The sequence below is a fragment of the Variovorax boronicumulans genome (genome assembly GCF_019352895.1).
GTDB lineage: Bacteria > Pseudomonadota > Gammaproteobacteria > Burkholderiales > Burkholderiaceae_C > Variovorax > Variovorax boronicumulans_A.
The window spans coordinates 118056-137040 of record NZ_JAAAFX010000009.1 but is presented as its reverse complement, the minus strand read 5'-3'; the positions used below and the strand labels follow the sequence as shown (position 1 = coordinate 137040).

15 protein-coding genes are annotated in these 18985 nt (G+C 70.0%); 2 read left to right on the top strand and 13 right to left on the bottom strand.

Going from position 1 to position 18985, the window contains the following annotated elements; translation table 11 throughout:
* Positions 1–63 precede the first annotated feature (63 nt).
* Positions 64–1617: a UDP-N-acetylmuramate:L-alanyl-gamma-D-glutamyl-meso-diaminopimelate ligase gene (mpl, locus tag K0H49_RS19875; RefSeq protein ID WP_219216127.1), complete on the top strand. Its 1554-nt coding sequence runs from the start codon at positions 64–66 to the stop codon at positions 1615–1617.
* A 21-nt stretch (positions 1618–1638) separates the two neighbouring features.
* Here mpl and K0H49_RS19870 read toward each other — a convergent pair whose 3' ends face one another.
* The 13 genes from K0H49_RS19870 to K0H49_RS19810 form a co-directional block, all read right to left on the bottom strand.
* Positions 1639–2757, bottom strand: coding sequence for a 3-deoxy-7-phosphoheptulonate synthase (locus K0H49_RS19870; protein ID WP_219216125.1), 1119 nt, complete (start codon positions 2755–2757; stop codon positions 1639–1641).
* Positions 2758–2969: 212 nt separating this feature from the next.
* Complete coding sequence (gene tldD, locus K0H49_RS19865) at positions 2970–4430, bottom strand: metalloprotease TldD (protein ID WP_219216122.1); 1461 nt, start codon at positions 4428–4430, stop codon at positions 2970–2972.
* A gap of 60 nt (positions 4431–4490) precedes the next feature.
* Positions 4491–5645: a rod shape-determining protein RodA gene (rodA, locus tag K0H49_RS19860; RefSeq protein WP_219216121.1), complete on the bottom strand. Its 1155-nt coding sequence runs from the start codon at positions 5643–5645 to the stop codon at positions 4491–4493.
* Between the two features lie 32 nt (positions 5646–5677).
* The gene (locus K0H49_RS19855) at positions 5678–7576 is read right to left on the bottom strand and encodes a sensor histidine kinase (protein ID WP_219216119.1); all 1899 of its coding nucleotides are present in this window, start codon (positions 7574–7576) and stop codon (positions 5678–5680) included.
* Positions 7577–7639: 63 nt separating this feature from the next.
* On the bottom strand, positions 7640–8986 hold the full coding sequence (gene gdhA / locus K0H49_RS19850) for an NADP-specific glutamate dehydrogenase (RefSeq protein WP_219216117.1): 1347 nt from the start codon (positions 8984–8986) through the stop codon (positions 7640–7642).
* Between the two features lie 137 nt (positions 8987–9123).
* Positions 9124–10584 (bottom strand): N-acyl-D-amino-acid deacylase family protein, encoded by a 1461-nt coding sequence (locus K0H49_RS19845; RefSeq protein WP_219216114.1) that lies wholly within the window; start codon positions 10582–10584, stop codon positions 9124–9126.
* A complete protein-coding gene (locus tag K0H49_RS19840) occupies positions 10581–11525 on the bottom strand; it encodes a MurR/RpiR family transcriptional regulator (protein WP_219216112.1) in 945 nt (314 codons plus the stop codon). Before K0H49_RS19840 ends, K0H49_RS19845 begins: the two co-directional genes overlap by 4 nt.
* Positions 11526–11613: 88 nt before the next feature.
* Positions 11614–12918, bottom strand: a complete 1305-nt coding sequence (locus K0H49_RS19835; RefSeq protein WP_219216110.1) for an alanine racemase — start codon at positions 12916–12918, stop codon at positions 11614–11616.
* Positions 12915–13904, bottom strand: coding sequence for an ABC transporter ATP-binding protein (locus tag K0H49_RS19830; RefSeq protein ID WP_219216109.1), 990 nt, complete (start codon positions 13902–13904; stop codon positions 12915–12917). The genes K0H49_RS19835 and K0H49_RS19830 overlap by 4 nt, the downstream gene beginning before the upstream one ends.
* A gap of 157 nt (positions 13905–14061) precedes the next feature.
* Complete coding sequence (locus K0H49_RS19825; protein WP_219216106.1) at positions 14062–15096, bottom strand: ABC transporter ATP-binding protein; 1035 nt, start codon at positions 15094–15096, stop codon at positions 14062–14064.
* Positions 15093–15941 (bottom strand): ABC transporter permease, encoded by an 849-nt coding sequence (locus K0H49_RS19820; protein WP_219216105.1) that lies wholly within the window; start codon positions 15939–15941, stop codon positions 15093–15095. Before K0H49_RS19820 ends, K0H49_RS19825 begins: the two co-directional genes overlap by 4 nt.
* Positions 15938–16879 carry an ABC transporter permease gene (locus K0H49_RS19815; protein ID WP_219216103.1) on the bottom strand — a complete coding sequence of 314 codons (942 nt, stop codon included), beginning with the start codon at positions 16877–16879 and terminating at the stop codon, positions 15938–15940. Before K0H49_RS19815 ends, K0H49_RS19820 begins: the two co-directional genes overlap by 4 nt.
* Before the next feature lie 12 nt (positions 16880–16891).
* A complete protein-coding gene (locus tag K0H49_RS19810) occupies positions 16892–18433 on the bottom strand; it encodes an ABC transporter substrate-binding protein (protein ID WP_219216100.1) in 1542 nt (513 codons plus the stop codon).
* Between the two features lie 150 nt (positions 18434–18583).
* Between K0H49_RS19810 and K0H49_RS19805 the strand changes: the two genes are divergently transcribed.
* Positions 18584–18973 (top strand): RidA family protein, encoded by a 390-nt coding sequence (locus K0H49_RS19805; RefSeq protein ID WP_219216098.1) that lies wholly within the window; start codon positions 18584–18586, stop codon positions 18971–18973.
* Positions 18974–18985: the final 12 nt, after the last annotated feature.

The window sequence follows — 18985 nt, the reverse complement described above, 5'->3', positions numbered from 1 at the left end:
GGCATTCTGCCCGCACTGCAGCAACCGAAGAAGAAGACCGGACAGCATCCCTAGAATCGACCGATGCATATTCACATCCTCGGCATCTGCGGCACCTTCATGGGCGGCGTGGCCGCATTGGCGCGCGAAGCCGGCCACCGCGTGACGGGCTGCGACGCGGGCGTCTATCCCCCGATGAGCGACCAGTTGCGCGCACTCGGCATCGAATTGATCGAAGGCTTCGGTGCCGACCAGATGGCGCTCGCGCCCGACGTGTTCGTGGTCGGCAACGTGGTGTCGCGCGCCCGGCTGGCCGACGGCACGCCCCGGCCCGCCGCCGGGCCGCCCCAAGGCGGGCCAGCCCCCCTGGGGGGCAGCGAACCACACGCAGTGGGGAGCGTGGGGGCCAAATTTCCGTTGATGGAAGCCATCCTCGACGCCGGCGCGGCCTACACCAGCGGCCCGCAATGGCTGGCCGAGCACGTGCTGCAGGGCCGGCATGTGCTGGCGGTGGCCGGCACGCATGGAAAGACCACCACCACCTCGATGCTGGCCTGGGTGCTGGAACGCACGGGCCATGCGCCCGGTTTTCTGGTGGGCGGGGTGCCGCTGGACTTCGGCGTCTCGGCAAGACTGGGAGGCGGCCCGAGCGCAGCGCCGGGCCGCCCCAAGCAAGCGAGCGCCCCCCGCAGCGGGGACACGCCGGTGCCGAGCGTGGGGGCACCTTTCGTGATCGAAGCCGATGAGTACGACACGGCCTTTTTCGACAAGCGCAGCAAGTTCGTCCACTACCGGCCGCGCACCGCAATCCTGAACAACCTCGAGTTCGACCACGCCGACATCTTCGACGACCTGGCGGCCATCGAGCGGCAGTTCCATCATCTGGTGCGCACCGTCCCCGCCAGCGGCCGGGTTGTGGTCAATGCCACCGAGGACAGCCTGCGGCGCGTGCTGGCGCAAGGCTGCTGGAGCGAAGTGGCAGGCTTCGGAGAAGGCGCCGAATGGCAGGCCGAGGGCGTCCACGACGCCTTCGACGTGCTGCACCAGGGCAGCAAGGTCGGCCATGTGGCCTGGACGCTGTCGGGTCGGCACAACCAGATGAATGCACTGGCAGCCATCGCCGCGGCCCAGCACCTGGGCGTGGAACCGGCCGAAGCCGCGGCGGCGCTGGGCAGCTTCCACAACGTGCGCCGCCGCATGGAGTTGCGCGGCACGGTGGAACGCGCAGGCGGCGCGATCACGGTCTACGACGACTTCGCCCACCATCCGACCGCGATCCGCACCACGCTCGACGGCCTGCGCCGCCAGCTCGACGGCCAGGGCCGGCAGGGCGAGCGCATCCTCGCGGTGTTCGAGCCGCGCAGCAACACCATGAAGCTTGGGACCATGGCGGCGCAGCTGCCGTGGAGCCTGGAAGCCGCCGACCTGTCCTTCTGCCACAGCGGTGGCCTGGGCTGGGATGCGGCCGCCGCGCTGGCGCCGATGGGCGAGCGCGCCCGCGTGGTCGATGCGATCGAGCCGCTGGTCACGCAGGTCGCTTCGGCCGCGCAGCCGGGCGATCACATCGTCTGCATGAGCAACGGCGGCTTCGGCGGCGTGCACGACAAGCTGCTGGCCGCCCTGCGCGCCGGGCGCTGAGCGGCCTCTTTCTGCTTCAGCTCAACCGCGGCGGCGCTTGACCGCCTGCGACAGCGTGTCGAGCACGGCCGTCGAATCGTCCCAGCCGATGCAGGCGTCGGTGATGCTCTGGCCGTAGCTCAGGTCGGAAATCCGGTCCTTGCCGGGCGTGAACTTCTGCGCGCCGGCCTGCAGGTGGCTCTCGACCATCACGCCGAACACGCTGCGGCTGCCGCCCGCGATCTGGGCGGCGATGTCGCCGGCCACGTCGATCTGCTTCTGGTGCTGCTTGGAGCTGTTGGCATGGCTGCAGTCGACCATCAGCGTGGGCGGCAGCTTGGCGGCCTCGAGGTCCTTGCAGGCCGCGGCGACGCTGGCGGCGTCGTAGTTCGGCGCCTTGCCGCCGCGCAGGATCACGTGGCAGTCCTTGTTGCCGTTGGTCTGCACGATCGCGACCTGGCCGTTCTTGTGGACCGACAGGAAATGGTGGCCGCGCGCCGCCGCCTGGATGGCGTCGGTGGCGATGCGGATGTTGCCGTCGGTGCCGTTCTTGAAGCCGATCGGCGCCGACAGACCCGAGGCCAGCTCGCGGTGCACCTGGCTCTCGGTGGTGCGTGCGCCGATCGCGCCCCAGGCGATCAGGTCGCCGATGTACTGCGGCGAGATCACGTCGAGGAACTCGCTGCCCGCGGGCAGGCCGATGCGGTTGATGTCGATCAAGAGCTGGCGCGCGATGCGCAGGCCTTCGTCGATGCGGTAGCTCTCGTCGAGGTACGGATCGTTGATCAGGCCCTTCCAGCCCACCGTCGTGCGCGGCTTCTCGAAGTACACGCGCATCACGATCTCCAGCGAATCGGCGTACTTGTCGCGCTGCACCTTGAGGCGGCGCGCGTATTCGAGCGCGGCGGCCGGGTCGTGGATCGAGCAGGGCCCCATCACCACCAGCAGCCGGTCGTCGCTGCCGGCCATGATGTTGTGGATGTTGCGGCGGGTGTCGGAGATCAGCGTTTCGACCGCGGTGCCGCGGATCGGGAAGAAGCGGATCAGATGTTCTGGGGGCGGGAGCACGTTGATGTCCTTGATGCGTTCGTCGTCGGTTCGGCTGGTTTTCTCGACGCTCGCATACCAGCTGTCGCTGGCTTGGGCCGTGGGCTGACTCATCGTGTGCTCCTGATCAAAAACAAAAGGACATAAAAAAACCGCCGGGGCGTGAGCGCCGGCGGTCTTTGGAGGGGGTGTACGTTTGCTTTACGCGCTCGCCTCTAGGCCGCCGGAGATCCGGAACCAAAAGTACGAAAAATAAAAAGCAGCGCGCAGAGACATGGGAGAGGACTCTAGCACAGGCTTTGGGAGATCGCTGTTGCGCTGCCGCGTCAGGCCGTGCCGCCGACCGTCAGGCCGTCGATGCGCAAGGTCGGCTGGCCCACGCCCACCGGCACGCTCTGGCCTTCCTTGCCGCAGGTGCCGACGCCGGAGTCGAGCGCCATGTCGTTGCCGATCAGCTTCACGCGCGTCAGCGCGTCCGGGCCGTTGCCCACGATGGTCGCGCCCTTGACCGGGTACAGAATCTTGCCGTTCTCGACCCAGTAGGCTTCGCTGGCCGAGAACACGAACTTGCCGCTGGTGATGTCGACCTGGCCGCCGCCGAAGTTGGTGGCGTAGAGGCCCTTCTTGATGCTCGCGACGATTTCCTGCGGGTCCTTGTCGCCCCCCAGCATGTAGGTGTTGGTCATGCGCGGCATCGGCACGTGGGCGTAGCTCTCGCGCCGACCGTTGCCGGTGGGCTTGACGCCCGTCAGGCGCGCGTTCATCGCGTCCTGGATGTAGCCCTTGAGGATGCCGTCCTCGATCAGCACATTGCGCTGGCTGGCGTTGCCCTCGTCGTCGACGTTGAGCGAGCCGCGGCGGTCGGCGATGGTGCCGTCGTCGAGCACGGTCACGCCCTTGGCGGCCACGCGCTGGCCGATGCGGCCCGAGAACGCGCTCGAGCCCTTGCGGTTGAAGTCGCCTTCGAGGCCGTGGCCGATGGCTTCGTGCAGCAGTATGCCGGGCCAGCCCGGGCCGAGCACCACGGTCATCTCGCCGGCCGGGGCCGGGCGCGCCTCGAGGTTGGTCAGCGCGGCCTTGACGGCCTGGTCGACGTATTCGGCAATGTGCTCGTCGTCGAAATAGGCCAAGCCGAAGCGGCCACCGCCGCCGCCCGAGCCGATCTCGCGCCGGCCGTTCTGCTCGGCGATCACGGTCACCGAGAGCCGCACCAGCGGCCGCACGTCGGCCGCCAGCGTGCCGTCGGCGCGCGCCACCAGCACCACGTCGTACTCGCTGGCCAGGCCGGCCATGACCTGCGCCACGCGCGGATCGCGGCTGCGCGCGAGCTGCTCGACCTTCTCCAGCAGCTTCACCTTGGCGGTGCTGTCGAGCGTGGAGATCGGGTCGATGCCGTCGTAGAGCGAGCGGCTCGACGCGATCTTGCGCGTCGGCACCCGGGCGCGCCCGCTGCGCGCGGCCGAGGAGATCGAGCGCACGGTGCGCGCCGCGTCCATCAGCGAGGCTTCGGAGATGTCGTCGGAATAGGCAAAGGCCGTCTTCTCGCCGCTCACGGCACGCACGCCCACGCCCTGGTCGATGCTGAAGCTGCCGGTCTTCACGATGCCCTCTTCCAGGCTCCAGCCTTCGCTGCGCGTGTACTGGAAGTAAAGATCCGCCTCGTCGACCTGGTGCGCCTTGATTTCGGCCAGCGCCTTGCCGAGGTGCGACTCGTCGAGACCGAAGGGCGTGAGCAGGAGGCGCTGCGCCGTGGCGAGGCGCTCGATGGTGGGTTCGCGGGAGATCATGGGGGATTATTGCTCGCCCCGAACACCATTGCTCGCCTCCCGGCTTCGCCGGCCCCGCCCTCAGGACAGCATCAGCCGCCGCGAGCGCGAAATCGACATCAGGATGCCCAGCGCCAGGCCCAGCGTCACCATCGCGGTGCCGCCGTAGCTGATGAAGGGCAGCGGCACGCCCACCACCGGCAGGATGCCGCTGACCATGCCCATGTTCACGAAGGCGTAGGTGAAGAAGATCATGGTCACGGCGCCGGCCAGCAACCGCGAGAACAGCGTGGGCGCGTCGAGCGCGATCGCCAGGCCGCGGAAGATCAGGAAGATGAAGGCGCCGATCAGCGCCAGGTTGCCCGCCAGGCCGAATTCCTCGGAATAGGCTGCGAAGATGAAGTCGGTGGTGCGCTCGGGGATGAATTCCAGGTGCGTCTGGGTGCCCTGCATGAAGCCCTTGCCGCCGATGCCGCCCGAGCCGATGGCGATCATCCCCTGGATGATGTGGAAGCCCTTGCCCAGCGGGTCCTTGGTCGGGTCGAGCAGCGTGCACACCCGCTGCTTCTGGTAGTCGTGCAGCACGCGCCAGTCGACGCCGTCGGCGCACAGCTGCGACTCGAAGCCCACGATCAGCGTGATCGCGACCGCGGCGATCAGCACCGGGGGCACGATCAGCTTCCAGCTCAGGCCGGCGAAGAAGATCACCGACAGGCCGGCGGCCAGCACCAGCAGCGAGGTGCCCAGGTCGGGCTGCTTCATGACCAGCCCGACCGGCACCGCGAGCAGCACGGTGGCGACCGCGAAATCGAGCGGCCGCAACTGGCCCTCGCGCCGCTGGAACCACCAGGCCAGCATCAGCGGCGTGGCGATCTTGAGGATCTCGCTGGGCTGGATCACCATGCCCACGTTGATCCAGCGCTTGGCGCCCTTCTTGGTGATGCCGAAGATGGCCACCGCGATCAGCAGCGCCACGCCCGCCGCATAGAGCGGCACGGCGAAGCTCATCAGGCGCTGCGGCGGCACCTGCGCCACCACGAACATGATGAAGCCCGCGAGCAGCATGTTGCGGCCGTGGTCCATGAAGCGCGAGCCGTGGTCGTAGCCCGACGAATACATGGTGAGCAGGCCGGCGCAGGCCAGCAGGAACACCGCGAACGCGAGAAAGCCGTCGAAGCCCTGGAAGATGGGTGCGATGCGCCGCAGGAGCGAGGGTTGCTGGAAGACGGCCGACATGGGCCGCGATTATCGGCGCGCCGGCGCCCCTCTCACACGAAATCGATCCGGACGACCGTGCGCCCAGGTCGGCTTTCGATGCGCAAGGGCACGCCCAGGGCCTGCGCGCGGGCCTGCAGCGCACGCGGCGGCCGCGCGGCATCGAAGCCGACGCCGTTGTCGATCACCCGGATGCATGCCACCCCGCCCTGCATCGCCGCCTCGATCCGCAGCACGCTGGCCTGCGCGTGCTGCAGCACGTTCGAGATCGCCTCGAACAGCAGGAACTGCAGTTGCCGCATGGCCGGCGCATCCAGCCGCGGCACGAGGTCGAGCTCGTCCACCGCCCATTCCAGCGCGATGCCCGAACTGGCGAAGCGCGGCGTCATCCGGTAACGCAGGCCGGCCAGCAGCGCGGTGGCGTCACCGTGCGGCAGCTGGATCGAATCGATCGACAGCTTGAGCTGGTCGAGCGAATCGCGCAGCGTGCGCAGCAGGTCGGCCTGCGTCGCCTGGCCCGACTGCAGTTGCCGGATCGCGGCGCTGATGTGCGAGCCCACGCCGTCGTGCATGTCGCGCAGGATGCGCTCGCGTTCCTGCGTGCGCTCCTGCTCGCGCGCGCCCCGCTCGAGCTTGCCGTAGGCCGAGGCCAGTTCGCGTTCGCGGTCGGCCACCCGCGCCGCCAGCGTGTGCAGCAGTTCGCGCGCCTGCACGCTGGCTTGGCGGAAGCGCCCCACCACGATGCCCAGCAGCGCCAGGCCGAACAGCGTCGCGGTGTAGCGCACCCAGGTGGTCTCGCCGTAGGCGTCGCTCATGCGGATCACCCCCCAGTCGCGCACCGCCACCGCGATCGTGAGCACCGCCACCGAGGCCACCAGCACCCGCGCCGTGTTCGGCCGGCGCAGCGTGGCGCCCACGAAGAACAGCACGTAGGCCGTGACGGCCACGATCTCCAGCGCCAGCCAGCCGGTGAGCCAGCGCGGTTCGGCGCGCGTGAGCGCAACGTAGCAGGCGATCACCGGCATGGTGAACACCACCACCATGGCGCGCCGCAGCCACTGCATGCCCGGCCGGTCCTGCCAGCCGGCCAGTTGCTGGCAGAACATCACGACCGAGGCGGCCCAGCCCGAATAGCAGGCCGTCATCAGCACGCCCCAGGCCACCCAGGGCAGCGGCGGATGGCGGATGGCGCCGTCCGCCACCCGCAGCGCCCAGCAGAACTCGGCCAGCGCCGCCCACAGGTAGAGGCGCTCGCGGCGCCGGCTGCCGTCGGCGCCGATGTCGACCTGCGTGAGCCAGAGGGCGAGCGCGACCGCCCCCACCACGATGCTGAAGGCCGTCAGCAGCACCGTGCCGGTGAAACGCCAGGCGTAGGCCGGCGAAAACAGGGCGCTGCGCACCTGCGCCGCCGGCCCCAGCGTGATCGGCGCCAGGCCCGCGCGCCGTCCGGAGTCGGCACGCAGGCGCACCTGCACCTGGTTCTCGCCCGCGCGCAGCATGTGCGGGGGCACCGGCACGTAGACCGGCGTCTTGGCATAGTCGGCGCCGCCGCCGTCGACCAGGTCGCCGAAGGTCTGGAGCAGATGGCCATTGAGGCCGACCTCGAAGGCGCTGCCCGCGCGCGGGATGTACATGCCCCAGGGTTCGGTGGGCACCTGCGCCAGGGTGAAGGGCAGGTCGAAGCGGGCGCTGCCGGGCCGCCCGTCGTGCCGGCGGTCCCAGTGGTAGGGCAAGGTGACGGCCTCGCTGCCGGTCACGCCCTCGACAGTGCTAACGACGCTGCCGGCGCGCAGTTCGATCCACGGCGCCGGGCCGGCCGGGTCCGCGGCATGCGCCGCGCCGCACAGCAGCAGCGCGAAGGCCAGCAGGCCGAGGCGCAGCCGCTGCAGCAGGGGCGCCGGATCAGCGCCGGGCCATCGCAGCGGATCGGGAAGCGCGGCAAGGTCTTTCATGGCTTCTCAAGGAATTGAGAAAAGGAAAGGATCTTGCCGCTTCTGGCGCGGAACCGGGTCGTGTCAGACCACGCCCTGCGCCAGCATGGCGTCGGCCACCTTGACGAAGCCCGCGACGTTGGCGCCGTCGACGTAGCTGATGCGCCCGCCCTCGCCTTCGCCGTAGTGCAGGCAGGCTTCGTGGATGCTCTGCATGATCTGCAGCAGGCGCGCATCGACTTCCTCGCGCGGCCACGACAGGCGCGAGGCGTTCTGGCTCATCTCCAGGCCCGAGGTCGCGACGCCGCCGGCGTTGCTGGCCTTGCCCGGCGCGAACAGCACGCCGTTCGACTCGAACACATGCACCGCCTCGATGGTCGAGGGCATGTTGGCGCCTTCGGCCACGCAGACCACGCCGTTCTTGACCAGCGTCTTGGCGTCTTCCTCGCCGAGTTCGTTCTGGGTCGCGCTGGGCAGCGCCACGTCGACCGGCACGTGCCAGGGCGTGGCGCCGGCCTCGAAGCGGGTGCCGGCCACGCGCTCGGCGTAGTCGCTCACGCGGCCGTAGAGGTGGTTCTTCACCTCCATGAGTTCGGCCAGCTTCTCGGTCGTGAAGCCCTCCTCGTCGATCACCGTGCCGCTGGAGTCGGACACCGTGACCACCTTGGCGCCCAGCGCCATGGCCTTCTCGATGGTGTACTGCGCCACGTTGCCCGCGCCCGACACGCTCACCCGCAGGCCGTCGAAGCTGCGGCCCTGGCGCTTGAGCATCTCCTGCGCGAAGTAGACGTTGCCGTAGCCCGTGGCCTCGGGCCGGATCAGCGAGCCGCCGAAGGACAGGCCCTTGCCGGTGAACACGCAGTCGGCGCGGTTGGTGAGCTTCTTGACCATGCCGCTCAGGTAGCCCACCTCACGCCCGCCCACGCCGATGTCGCCGGCCGGCACGTCGGTGTAGGCCCCCACGTGGCGGAACAGCTCGCTGGCGAAGGCCTGGCAGAAGCGCATCACCTCGCCGTTGCTCTTGCCCTTGGGGTCGAAGTCGGAGCCGCCCTTGCCGCCGCCCATGGGCAGCGTGGTCAGCGCGTTCTTGAGCGTCTGCTCGAAGGCCAGGAACTTGAGGATCGACAGGTTGACCGAGGGATGGAAGCGCAGGCCGCCCTTGTAGGGGCCGATGGCCAAGCTGTGCTGGATGCGGTAGCCGCGGTTGACCTGCACCTCGCCGTGGTCGTCGGTCCAGGACACGCGGAACATCACGATGCGTTCCGGCTCGACCAGGCGTTCCAGCAGGCTGTGCGTCAGGTATTTGGGATGGCGAGCGATGAAGGGCCAGAGGCTCTGCATGACCTCGGTCACCGCCTGGATGTATTCCGGCTGGCCGGGGTTGCGTTGCGCCACATGGGCCATGAACTGTTGGACGGTCGCGTGCTTCATCTCGCTCCTCAAAGGTGCACTTTGTTCAAAACCGTGCATTTTGAGGCCAGTCGGGTGCAGGACCATGGTTCGACGTGGTGCATGTCATTACAGCGCGACGGGTGCATGCCACGCGCCACGGCCCCGAGCGCGGGGGCTCAGGCCGCCGCGCGGGTCAGCATGCGGCCGGCGCGCGCGCGCACCCGGGCCTCGCCGCCGCGGTAGGCGCATTGGCCGTTGACGAAGACGTGGTCGATGCCTTCGCTGACGCCGTGCGGCCGGTCGTAGGTGGCGGTATCGCGCACGGTCTCGGGGTCGAACACCACCACGTCGGCCATCAGGCCCACGCGCAGCAGGCCGCGCTCGCCGATGCGCAGGTTGCGCGCGGTCATGCCGGTCATCTTGTGCACTGCCTGCTCGAGCGTGAACAGCCGGCGCTCGCGCCAGTAGCGCGCCAGCACGCGCGGGAACGCGCCCCACAGGCGCGGGTGCGGATGGCGGTCGTGCGGCAGGCCGTCGCTGCCGATCATGGTGAGCGGATGGGCGATCACGCGCTCCACGTCCTCCTCGCTCATCTGGAAGTAGCAGGCGCCGCCGGGCTGCAGGCGGCGGCAGGCCTCCTGCTGGTCGACGCCCCACTCCGCCGCCACGTCGGACAGCAGCCGCCCGGTCACGTCGGGATGCGGGTCGGACCAGGTCAGCAGAACATCGATCACGCCGTCGACCAGGTCCTCGCGCAGCACCGTCGAGCCGGCGACGTAGGGATAGACGTCCATCGCGATCGGCTGACGCAGCGCCAGCGCCTCGACCAGCGGCAGCGTCTCCTTCGTGCGGCCCCAGTTGGCCGGGCCGGCGCACTTGTGGTGCGAGAGCACCAGCGGCACGCCCGCGCTGAAGGCGGTGTCGCCGGCCTCGTGCATGGCCTCGAGGATGGTCGCCATCTCGCTGCGCAGGTGCGTGGCGTACACGCCGCCATGCCGGGCCACGATGCGCGCCAGCGCGGTCACCTCCTCGGCCGGCGCCTGGAAGGCCTCTTCGTAGAACAGGCCCGAGGACAAGCCGTGCGCGCCGTCGGCCATGCACGCATCCAGCAACGCCGCCATGCGCGCGGCCTCGTCGGCATCGGCCGGCCGGTCCAGCGCGGCCATGGCCGCGAAGCGCAAGGTGGTGTGGCCGACCAGCGCGGCCACGTTGAGCGCCGGCTGCACCGCGTCGACCGCCGCGCGGTAGGAGGCCATGGTCTCGTGCCGGAACGAATCGGCGCCCAGCAGCGTGAGCGGCGGGCGCGACTGCGGCGTGCGGTAGGGCGCGAGCGAGATGCCGCAGTTGCCCGTCACCACCGTGGTGATGCCCTGCGACACCTTGGGCAGGCACAACGGATCGCGCAGCACGATCGCGTCGTCGTGGGTGTGGGCGTCGATGAAGCCGGGCGCGATGACCTTGCCGCGGCAGTCGACCACCTCGAGGTCTTCGGGCGCCATGCCTTCGGGCAGGCGGGTGCGCAGGCCTTCGCCCAGCGCCACGATGCGGTCGCCGGCCAGCAGCACGTCGCCGGGCCAGGCCGGGCCGCCGGAGCCGTCGATCACCAGGCCGTGCGCGAGCAGCACCGGCCGGCTCATGCCGCGCTCCCGTGGCCGGTGCCGGGCGTGTCGCTGGCGGCCGGGCCGCTCGTCAGCCCGCCGCCGTCCCAGCTTTGCAGCGGGTGCGTGGTGGCATCGATGCCATGGCGCTGGAAAGCCTCGCGCGCGCGCTGCAGGCGCTGCATCGCGGGGTCGCCGCGGCGCTGCGCCACCAGCACCGTGAGGATCTCGATCACGGTCAGGTGCGTGAGGTAGGCGTCGATGCCCACGTGCATCACCGCGTCGTCGGGCACCGACAGCCCCAGCAGGAAGTCGGCCTTGGCCGCGAGCGCGGTGCCGGGCCGGGTGAGCGCGACCACGCGCGCGCCCTGCCCGCGGGCGATGTCGACCGCATCGAGCAGCGAGGGCATGCCGCCCACGTGCGAGATGGCGATCACCACGCCGCCCGGCCGCTGCGCCGCGCCCGCCACCTGCTGCAGGTGGTAGTCCGACCAGGCGTTGGCCGACAGGCCGAGCCGGAACAGCCGCGCCTGCAGGTCGCTGGCCATGAACCACGAGGTCGCGCCCGCGCCGTACAGGTCGACGTGCGGCGCCGCCGCGATCGCGGCCACCGCGCCGTCGAGCACGGCCATGTCGAGCTGGCTGCGCACGCCCGCGACCGAGGCCGCGGCGCTGCGCGAGATCTTGGCCACCACCTCGTCGGCCGCGTCCGAGATGTTGACGCGCCGGTGCAGCGGCGAGCCGCCGAGCGCGAGTTCCTGCGCCAGCGCGAGCTTGAACTCGCGCAGCCCGGCGAAGCCCAGGTCGCGGCAGGTGCGCATGATGGTCGGCACCGAGCTGCGCGAGCGCTCGGCCAGCATCTCGAAGTTCTCCTCGAGCACGCGGTCCGGGTCTTCCAGGATCAGGTCGAGGATGGCGCGGCGCGTCGCGGGTGCGCGGCTGCGGATCTCGGCGACGCGTTGAAGAAGGGACGGTGACATCAGTGGCTCCGGGGCCGGGCCGCCGGCAAGGGGAAGGGGAAGGGAGAAGCCGCGCGCGGTGCGCGCGGGCAGGAAGGTTTCGTCATGGCTAGAAGTGCATGACCACCGCGTCGCTCACGCGGTAGTCGTTCTCGACCACCGGCATCCAGTGCCATTTGTCGAAGGTGGTGCAGGGATGCGAGATGCCGAAGCCGATGCGCTCGCCCACCACCGGGGCCAGCGCTTGCTCGTCGGTCTCCCAGTGCAGGTAGGCGTGCTGGTCGTTGAGCGCGCTCACGGTCCAGCCCGGCGGCACCGGCGAGGCGGCGGTGGCGCCGCGCGCGGCACGTGCGATCGGCACCGGCATCGACAGGTCGAAGGACACATCGCGCTTGCCCATGGCGACGATCGCCAGGCCCGGCTCGGGCAGCGACTGCACCGTGGCCCAGACCTCCAGCGCCGCGCGCAGGCTGTCGCCGGCCTCGCAGCCCAGGCGCGCATCGACCGAGCGCTGGTAGCGCTGGTAGTTGCCATGGTCGTGCGTGATGTAGCAGCCCGAGCGCAGCACGCCGCGCACCGGCTTGCCGAGTGCCGGCGCCAGGCGCGCCGAGACGATGTCGTAGATGGCCGAGCCGCCGGCCGAAACCAGCACTTCGTCGCATTCGAACCAGCCGTGCGTGACGGCTTCGCGCGCGACGGCGTCGATGCGGTCCATCAGGGCGTCGGTGTAGGCGCGGTCGTGGCCGCTGTCGCCGGTCGCGCCCTGCCCTTCGTAGCACTCGATGCCGACCAGCCGCAGCGCGGCGCTGGCACGGACGGCGGCGGCCAGCGCCACCGCCTGCGCATGCGTGCGGCAACCGGTGCGCGCGCCGTCGATGCCGATCTCGACCATCACCTCGAAGGGCACGCCGCCCGGATGGCGCAGCGCCCAGTCGTCGATCAGCGCGACCTGCGCAAGCGAGTCGACCAGGAACACGATGCGCAGGCCCGGATGCGAAGCCAGCAGCCGCTGGATGCCGCCCAGGTCCTCGTCGCTCAGCACCTGGTTGGCGATCAGCCCGCGCCGCACGCCGGCCGCCACGCCCACGGCCAGCTGCGTGACGGTGGCGAAGGTGATGCCCCAGGCGCCGGCCTCGAGCTGGCGCCGGAACAGCTGCGGCGACATCGTGGCCTTGCCGTGCGGCGCGAAGCTCACGCCCCACTCGTTCACGCGCGCCTGCATCCAGGCCACGTTGTGCTCCAGCGCCTCGCGCTTGAGCACCGCCAGCGGCAGCGGCAGGTCGCCGGCCAGCAGGTTCCAGCCGGCGCTGCCGACGGCGCTGCGCCGCCGCGCCGCCTGCGTGTGCGGATAGCCCTTGTAGCCACCGTCGAGCAGCGGATCGAGGAAGTCGGGGTCGGTTGGGTGGGAGGTCATGGAAGTCGTCCTTCGGCGGCGGGCGCCAGCAGATCGGTACGGAGGCAGGCGCGATGATGCCCGGGCGAGATCTCGACCAGCGGCGGCACGGTGAGCGCGCAGGCCTCGATGGCATGCGGGCAGCGGGTGCGGAACACGCAGCCCGAGGGCGGCGCGATCGGGCTGGGGATGTCGCCCTGGAGCGCGACATGCTGCGTCGGCTGCAGCGGGTCGGGCTTGGGGCTCGCGGCCAGCAGCGCCTGGGTGTAGGGATGCGTGGGACGCGCGAACAGCTCGGCCGTGCTCGCCACCTCCATCACCTTGCCCAGGTACAGCACCACCACGCGGTCGCAGAGGTACTCGACCACGTCGAGGTCGTGCGAGATGAACAGCATGGTCAGCGACAGCCGCTCGCGCAGGTCGGCCAGCAGGTTGATCACCTGGGCCTGGATCGAGACGTCGAGCGCCGACAGCGGCTCGTCGGCCACGATGAACTCGGGCTCGACCGCGAGCGCGCGCGCCACGCCGATGCGCTGGCGCTGGCCACCCGAGAACTCGTGCGGGAAACGGCTCGCATGCTCGGGCCGCAGGCCCACGGTCTCCAGCAGTTCGGCGATGCGCGCATCGCGTGCCGCGGCGCCCTTGTGCAGGCCATGGGTGGACAGTGCTTCGCCCAGGATCGCGCCGATGCGCATCTTGGGATTCAGGCTCGCGTACGGGTCCTGGAAGATGATCTGCAGCTTGCTGCGCAGCTTGCGCAGGCGCTCGCCGGAGAACTTCCCGATGTCCTCGCCGCGGTAGAGGACCTCGCCCTCGGTACGCTCCACCAGCCGCAGCACGGTGCGCCCGATGGTGCTCTTGCCCGAGCCCGATTCGCCCACCAGGCCCAGGGTCTCGCCGGGACGGATCGCGAAGGAGACGTCGTCGACCGCGCGCACCGGGCGCGCGCCCGAGCCGAAGTACTTCTTGAGTCCGCGGACTTCGATGAGAGGGGTGGCGGCGGTCATCGTGGGTGTGGGGTGTGGACGCCCTCCCCCTTTGGGGGAGGGTTGGGGTGGGGGCGCCGGGCGGTGGATGCCGTCGCACCCATGGAAGCGGCCGGTGCCCCCAACCCTGCCCTCCCCCGGAAGGGGAGGGAGCAAGACAGGGACGGCAGCGCGCGGCTCATGCGGCCTTCTCCAGGCCTTGCACCGGCTGCACGCGGATGCAGCGGGCCTCGCGGTCCTGCTGCGTCTCGACCAGCGGCGGCATCGCGGCGCTGCATCGGGCGATCGCCTGGTCGCAACGCGGCTCGAAGGCGCAGCCCGGCGGCGGCGCGAGCGGGCTCGAGACCTGGCCGCGGATCGCGAACAGCCGCTTGGGCCGCGGCTGCCCGGCCGCTGCGGCCTTGCCGGGCAGGCAGGCCAGCAGGCCCTGCGTGTAGGGGTGCGCGGGCCGCGCGAACAGCGGCCGCACGGGCGCGTGCTCGACCACCCGGCCCGCGTACATCACGACCACGTCGTCGGCATGGTGCGCGACCACGCCGAGGTTGTGCGTGATGAACAGGATGCTCATGCCGGTCTCGGCCTGCAGCCGGCGCATCAGCGCGAGGATCTGCGCCTGGATGGTCACGTCGAGCGCGGTGGTGGGCTCGTCCGCGATCAGCAGCGTCGGGTCGCAGGCCATGGCCAGCGCGATCATCACGCGCTGCCGCATGCCGCCCGAGAGCTGGTGCGGGTACTCGTGCAGGCGCTGGGCTGCAGCCGGGATCTCGACCAGGTCGAGCATGCGCAGGGCGTGGGCCAGCGCGGCCTTGCGGTCCAGGCCCTTGTGCAGCCGCACGCTCTCGGCGATCTGCTCGCCGATGCGGAACACCGGGTTCAGGCTGGTCATCGGCTCCTGGAAGATCATCGACAGCTGGTTGCCGCGCAGCGAGCGCATCTCGCGTTCGCCGAGCGCCAGCAGGTCGACGGTCTTGCCTTCGCGCGTGACGAAGGCGGTGCGGCCGTCGACCTGGGCGTTGGCGGTCTTGGGCAGCAGACGCATCAGCGTGAGGCTGGTGACCGACTTGCCCGAGCCCGACTCGCCGACCAGCGCCGTGGTCTGGCCCGGCAGGATCGAGAAGCTCACGTCGGCCACCGAGCGGACCAGTCCGTCCTCGGTGGGAAAGCGGGTGCTCAGGTGGTTGACCGTGAGGCGGGGGGTGATCGTCATGCTCATGCCGCCTTCTTGAGTTTGGGGTCGAGCAGGTCGCGCACGCCGTCGCCCAGCACCTGCAGCGAGAGCGCCGTGAGGATGATCGCCAGCCCCGGGAACAGCACGACCCAGAAGGCGCGATCGGCGTACTGCTGGCTGCCCGCGACCATCGTGCCCCAGGTCGGGATTTCTGGCGGCATGCCGACGCCGAGGAAGGACAGGCCCGCTTCCGCGAGGATCGCGTAGGCGAAGATGAAGGACACCTGCACCAGGATCGGCGACAGCAGGTTGGGCAGCACATGCCGCCACAGGATGCGCGAGGTACGCACACCCAGCGCACGCACCGCCTCGATGAACAGCAGCTCGCGCACCACCAGCGTCGAGGCCCGCACCACCCGCGCCACGCGCGGCGTGTAGACCAGCACCAGCGCCAGCACCACGTTGGCCAGCGAGGCGCCGAGGATCGCCACCAGCGCGATGGCCAGCAGGATGTCGGGGAAGGACATCATGGCGTCGACCACGCGCATCAGCGGCGCGTCGAGCCGGCGGAAGAAGCCGGCCACCAGCCCGATCAGCGTGCCGAACAGCACCGAGCCCAGCGCGGTGAGCGCCGCGATCGACAGCGAATAGCGCGCGCCGTGCACGATGCGCGCGTACATGTCGCGACCCAGCTCGTCGGTGCCCAGCAGGTGCTGGGCGCTGGGCGGCTTCAGGCGCTCGAGCACCGCCGTGTCGTTGGGGTCGGCGCCGGCGAACAGCGGCGCGCCGATGGCCAGCACCGCGATCACCAGCAGCACCAGCGCCGAGACCATCACGATGCGGCGGTGCATCAGCTGCCGCAGCATTCGGGGAAGACGGAGCGTGGTCATACCTTCACCCTCGGATCGACCACCGCATACAGCAGGTCGATCGAAAAATTGATGAGCACGTAGATCGCCGCGATCACCAGCAGCGCGCCCTGGATCACCGGGTAGTCGCGCCGCAGCACCGCGTTCACCACCAGGCTGCCCACGCCCGGCAGGCCGAACACCGTCTCGGTCACCACCGCGCCGCCGATCATCAGCGCCGCCGTGAGGCCCAGCACCGTGACGATCGGCACCAGCGCGTTGCGCAGCGCATGCTTGAGCACCACCACGGTCTCCGACAGGCCCTTGGAGCGCGCGGTGCGCACGTAGTCTTCACCCAGCACGTCGAGCATCGAGGCCCGCGTGAAGCGGATGATCAGCGCGGAGTTCAGGACGCCCAGCACGGTGGCCGGCAGCATCAGCGCATGCAGGCGCTCGCCGAAGGCCGCGTCCGGCGCGCCGTAGCCCGAGACCGGGAACCAGCCCAGCGAGACCGCGAAGAGCTGGATCAGCACGATGCCGAACCAGAAGCTCGGGATGCTGGCGCCCAGCATCGCGACGCCGGTGAAGAGCTGGTCGATCCAGCTGCCGCGCAGCACCGCCGAGACGATGCCGCAGGGCAGCCCGATCAGCGCCGCGATGGCCACGGCCATCAGCGACAGCAGCGTGGTCGGCTCGGCCCGCTCCAGCAGCGCCTGCGCCACCGGCCGCTGCAGGAAGATCGACTGGCCCAGGTTGCCCTGCAGCACCTCGCGCAGCCAGTAGCCGAACTGCACCGGCAGCGGCTTGTCGAGGCCGTACTCCTTCTGCACGCGGGCGATGTCGGCCGCGGTCGCCTGGTCGCCCAGCAGCACCGACACCGGGTCGCCGGACGCCGCGCGCGTGAGCACGAAGACCAGCACCGCGACGATGGCCAGCACCACCAGCATGCCCGCGAAGCGGGTCGCCAGAAAACGCAACATGGCTGGCACTGCCTACTTGATCTTCGCGTTCCAGAAATAGGGCCAGGTGGCCGGCTGGTAGTTGTCGAGCGCCGGGCTCTTCGCCGACAGCCCGTTGAACTTGCCCACGTTCACGTAGGGCACCTCGGTGTAGACGACCTCCTGCACCTTGCCCCACAGCGCGCCGCGCTTGGCGGGGTCGCTGGCGGTGTTGAAGGCCTGCAGCGCGGCCTTCTTGGCCGGCGTGTCCCACCAGCCCGGCGCGCCGTCGCCGAGTTGCGGCGGCGAAAGCATCGGCTCGGGGAACTGGCCCGAATGCGTGACGTAGATGTCCCACAGCTTGGCGTCGTTGCGGCGCTGCACCAGCGTGGCCCAGTCGACCACGTTGAGCTCGACCTTGAAGCCGGCGCGCTTGAGCTGCTCGGCCATCAGCAGCGCCATGTTGTAGTGGAAGTCGTACTGGCGGCTGGTCAGCACGCGGATCGGCTCGCCCTTGTAGCCGGCCTTGGCGGCGGCCTCCTTGGCCTTGGGCGCGTTGCGCTGGTTGTACTGCTCGGTGCCGGCGGTCGAATAGAAGGGCGAGCCCTTGGGAAAGTGGTTGCCTTCGGCCACGAAGAAGCGCGTGTCGCCGAAGCCCGCGGCCAGCATCTCGCCCTCGCCCAGCGCGACCTGGATCGCCTGGCGCACGGCCTGGCTGGCGGCCACGCCTTCCTTGGTGTTGAACACCAGGTAGGGGAAGCCGAAGGCCGGCGTCATGACCGGCACCGTCTTGCCCACGGCCTTCTCCAGCCGCGGCAGGGCCTCGGTGGGCAGCAGGTCGGCGAAGTCGTACTGGCCGGCCAGCGAACCCTCGACGCGGGTGCTGGCGTTGGGCACGGGCACGAAGCGCAGTTCCTCGATCAGGGCCTCGCGCTTGCCGCCGTAGCCGTTCGCCGGCTCCTTGCGCGCGCTGTACTGCTCGAAGCGCGTGAGCAGCACGTACTGGTCGGGCTTGCGCTCCTTGAACCTGTAGGGGCCGGTGCCGACGAAATCCTTGAGCGGCGAGGCGATCGACTCCTTCGCCATGATGGCCGCCATGCCGCTGGGCAGCGCGAGCTGCGACAGCAGCGGCGCATAGGGCTCCTTCAGCACGATCTCGATCGCCTGCGGGCCCTTGGCCACCAGGCTGTCGACCACGTTGCCCAGCGCCTTGCCGCGCGGCGACTGCGCCATCCAGCGCTGCAGGCTGGCCACCACGTCGTCGGCCGTGAGTTCGCGCCCGCTGTGCAGCATCACGCCGCGGCGCAAGGCGATCGCATAGGTCTTGCCGTCGGCCGACACCTTGGGCATCGATTCGGCCAGCATCGGCACCACGTTCCACTTGGCGTCGAAGGTGTAGAGCGTCTCGTAGACGTGCTGCATGATCGTTCCGACCAGGTCGGCGGTCGACGCCATCGGGTCGAGCGTCTGCGGCTCGGCCACCATCGCCAGCGTGGCGTGGTTGCGCGGGGCCTGGGCCTGGGCCGGCACGGCAATGCAGAGCGCGGCAAGCAGGGAGGCGCCGAACAGGGCGCGCCTGGAAGTGACTGCGGGCATGAAGAAGCTCCTTCGTGGGGCGTGGTTTTGAAAAACACTTTCAGATATGCCCACTCTGAAGCATCGTTCGTGCCAAATCACGCGTATTTACCCCATGTGCCGTGTGATTTATTGAAATAGAATTTCAATCACCCACCCACAGGAGCCCTCATGCCTCTCGAATTTCTGGGCGGTTCGCCCAACGCCTCCGACCGCCAGGTCCGCCCCTTTTCCCCGGCCGTGCGCGCCGGCGACTTCATCTATGTGTCGGGCCAGGTGCCGGTCAATGCCGAGGGCGAGATCGTGGCCGGCGGCATCGAGGCGCAGACCCGCCAGGTGATGGAGAACCTCAAGACCGTGCTGGCGCTGGCCGGTGCGACGCTCGACGACGTCTGCAAGACCACCTGCTGGCTGCACGACGCGCGCGACTTCGGTGCGTTCAACCGCATCTACATGGGCTACTTCGGTGCCGACCGCCCGGCGCGCTCGACCACCGAGGCGCGCCTCATGGTCGATGCCAAGGTCGAGATCGACGCGGTGGCCTACAAGCCCAAGGCCTGACCGGGGCCGGGC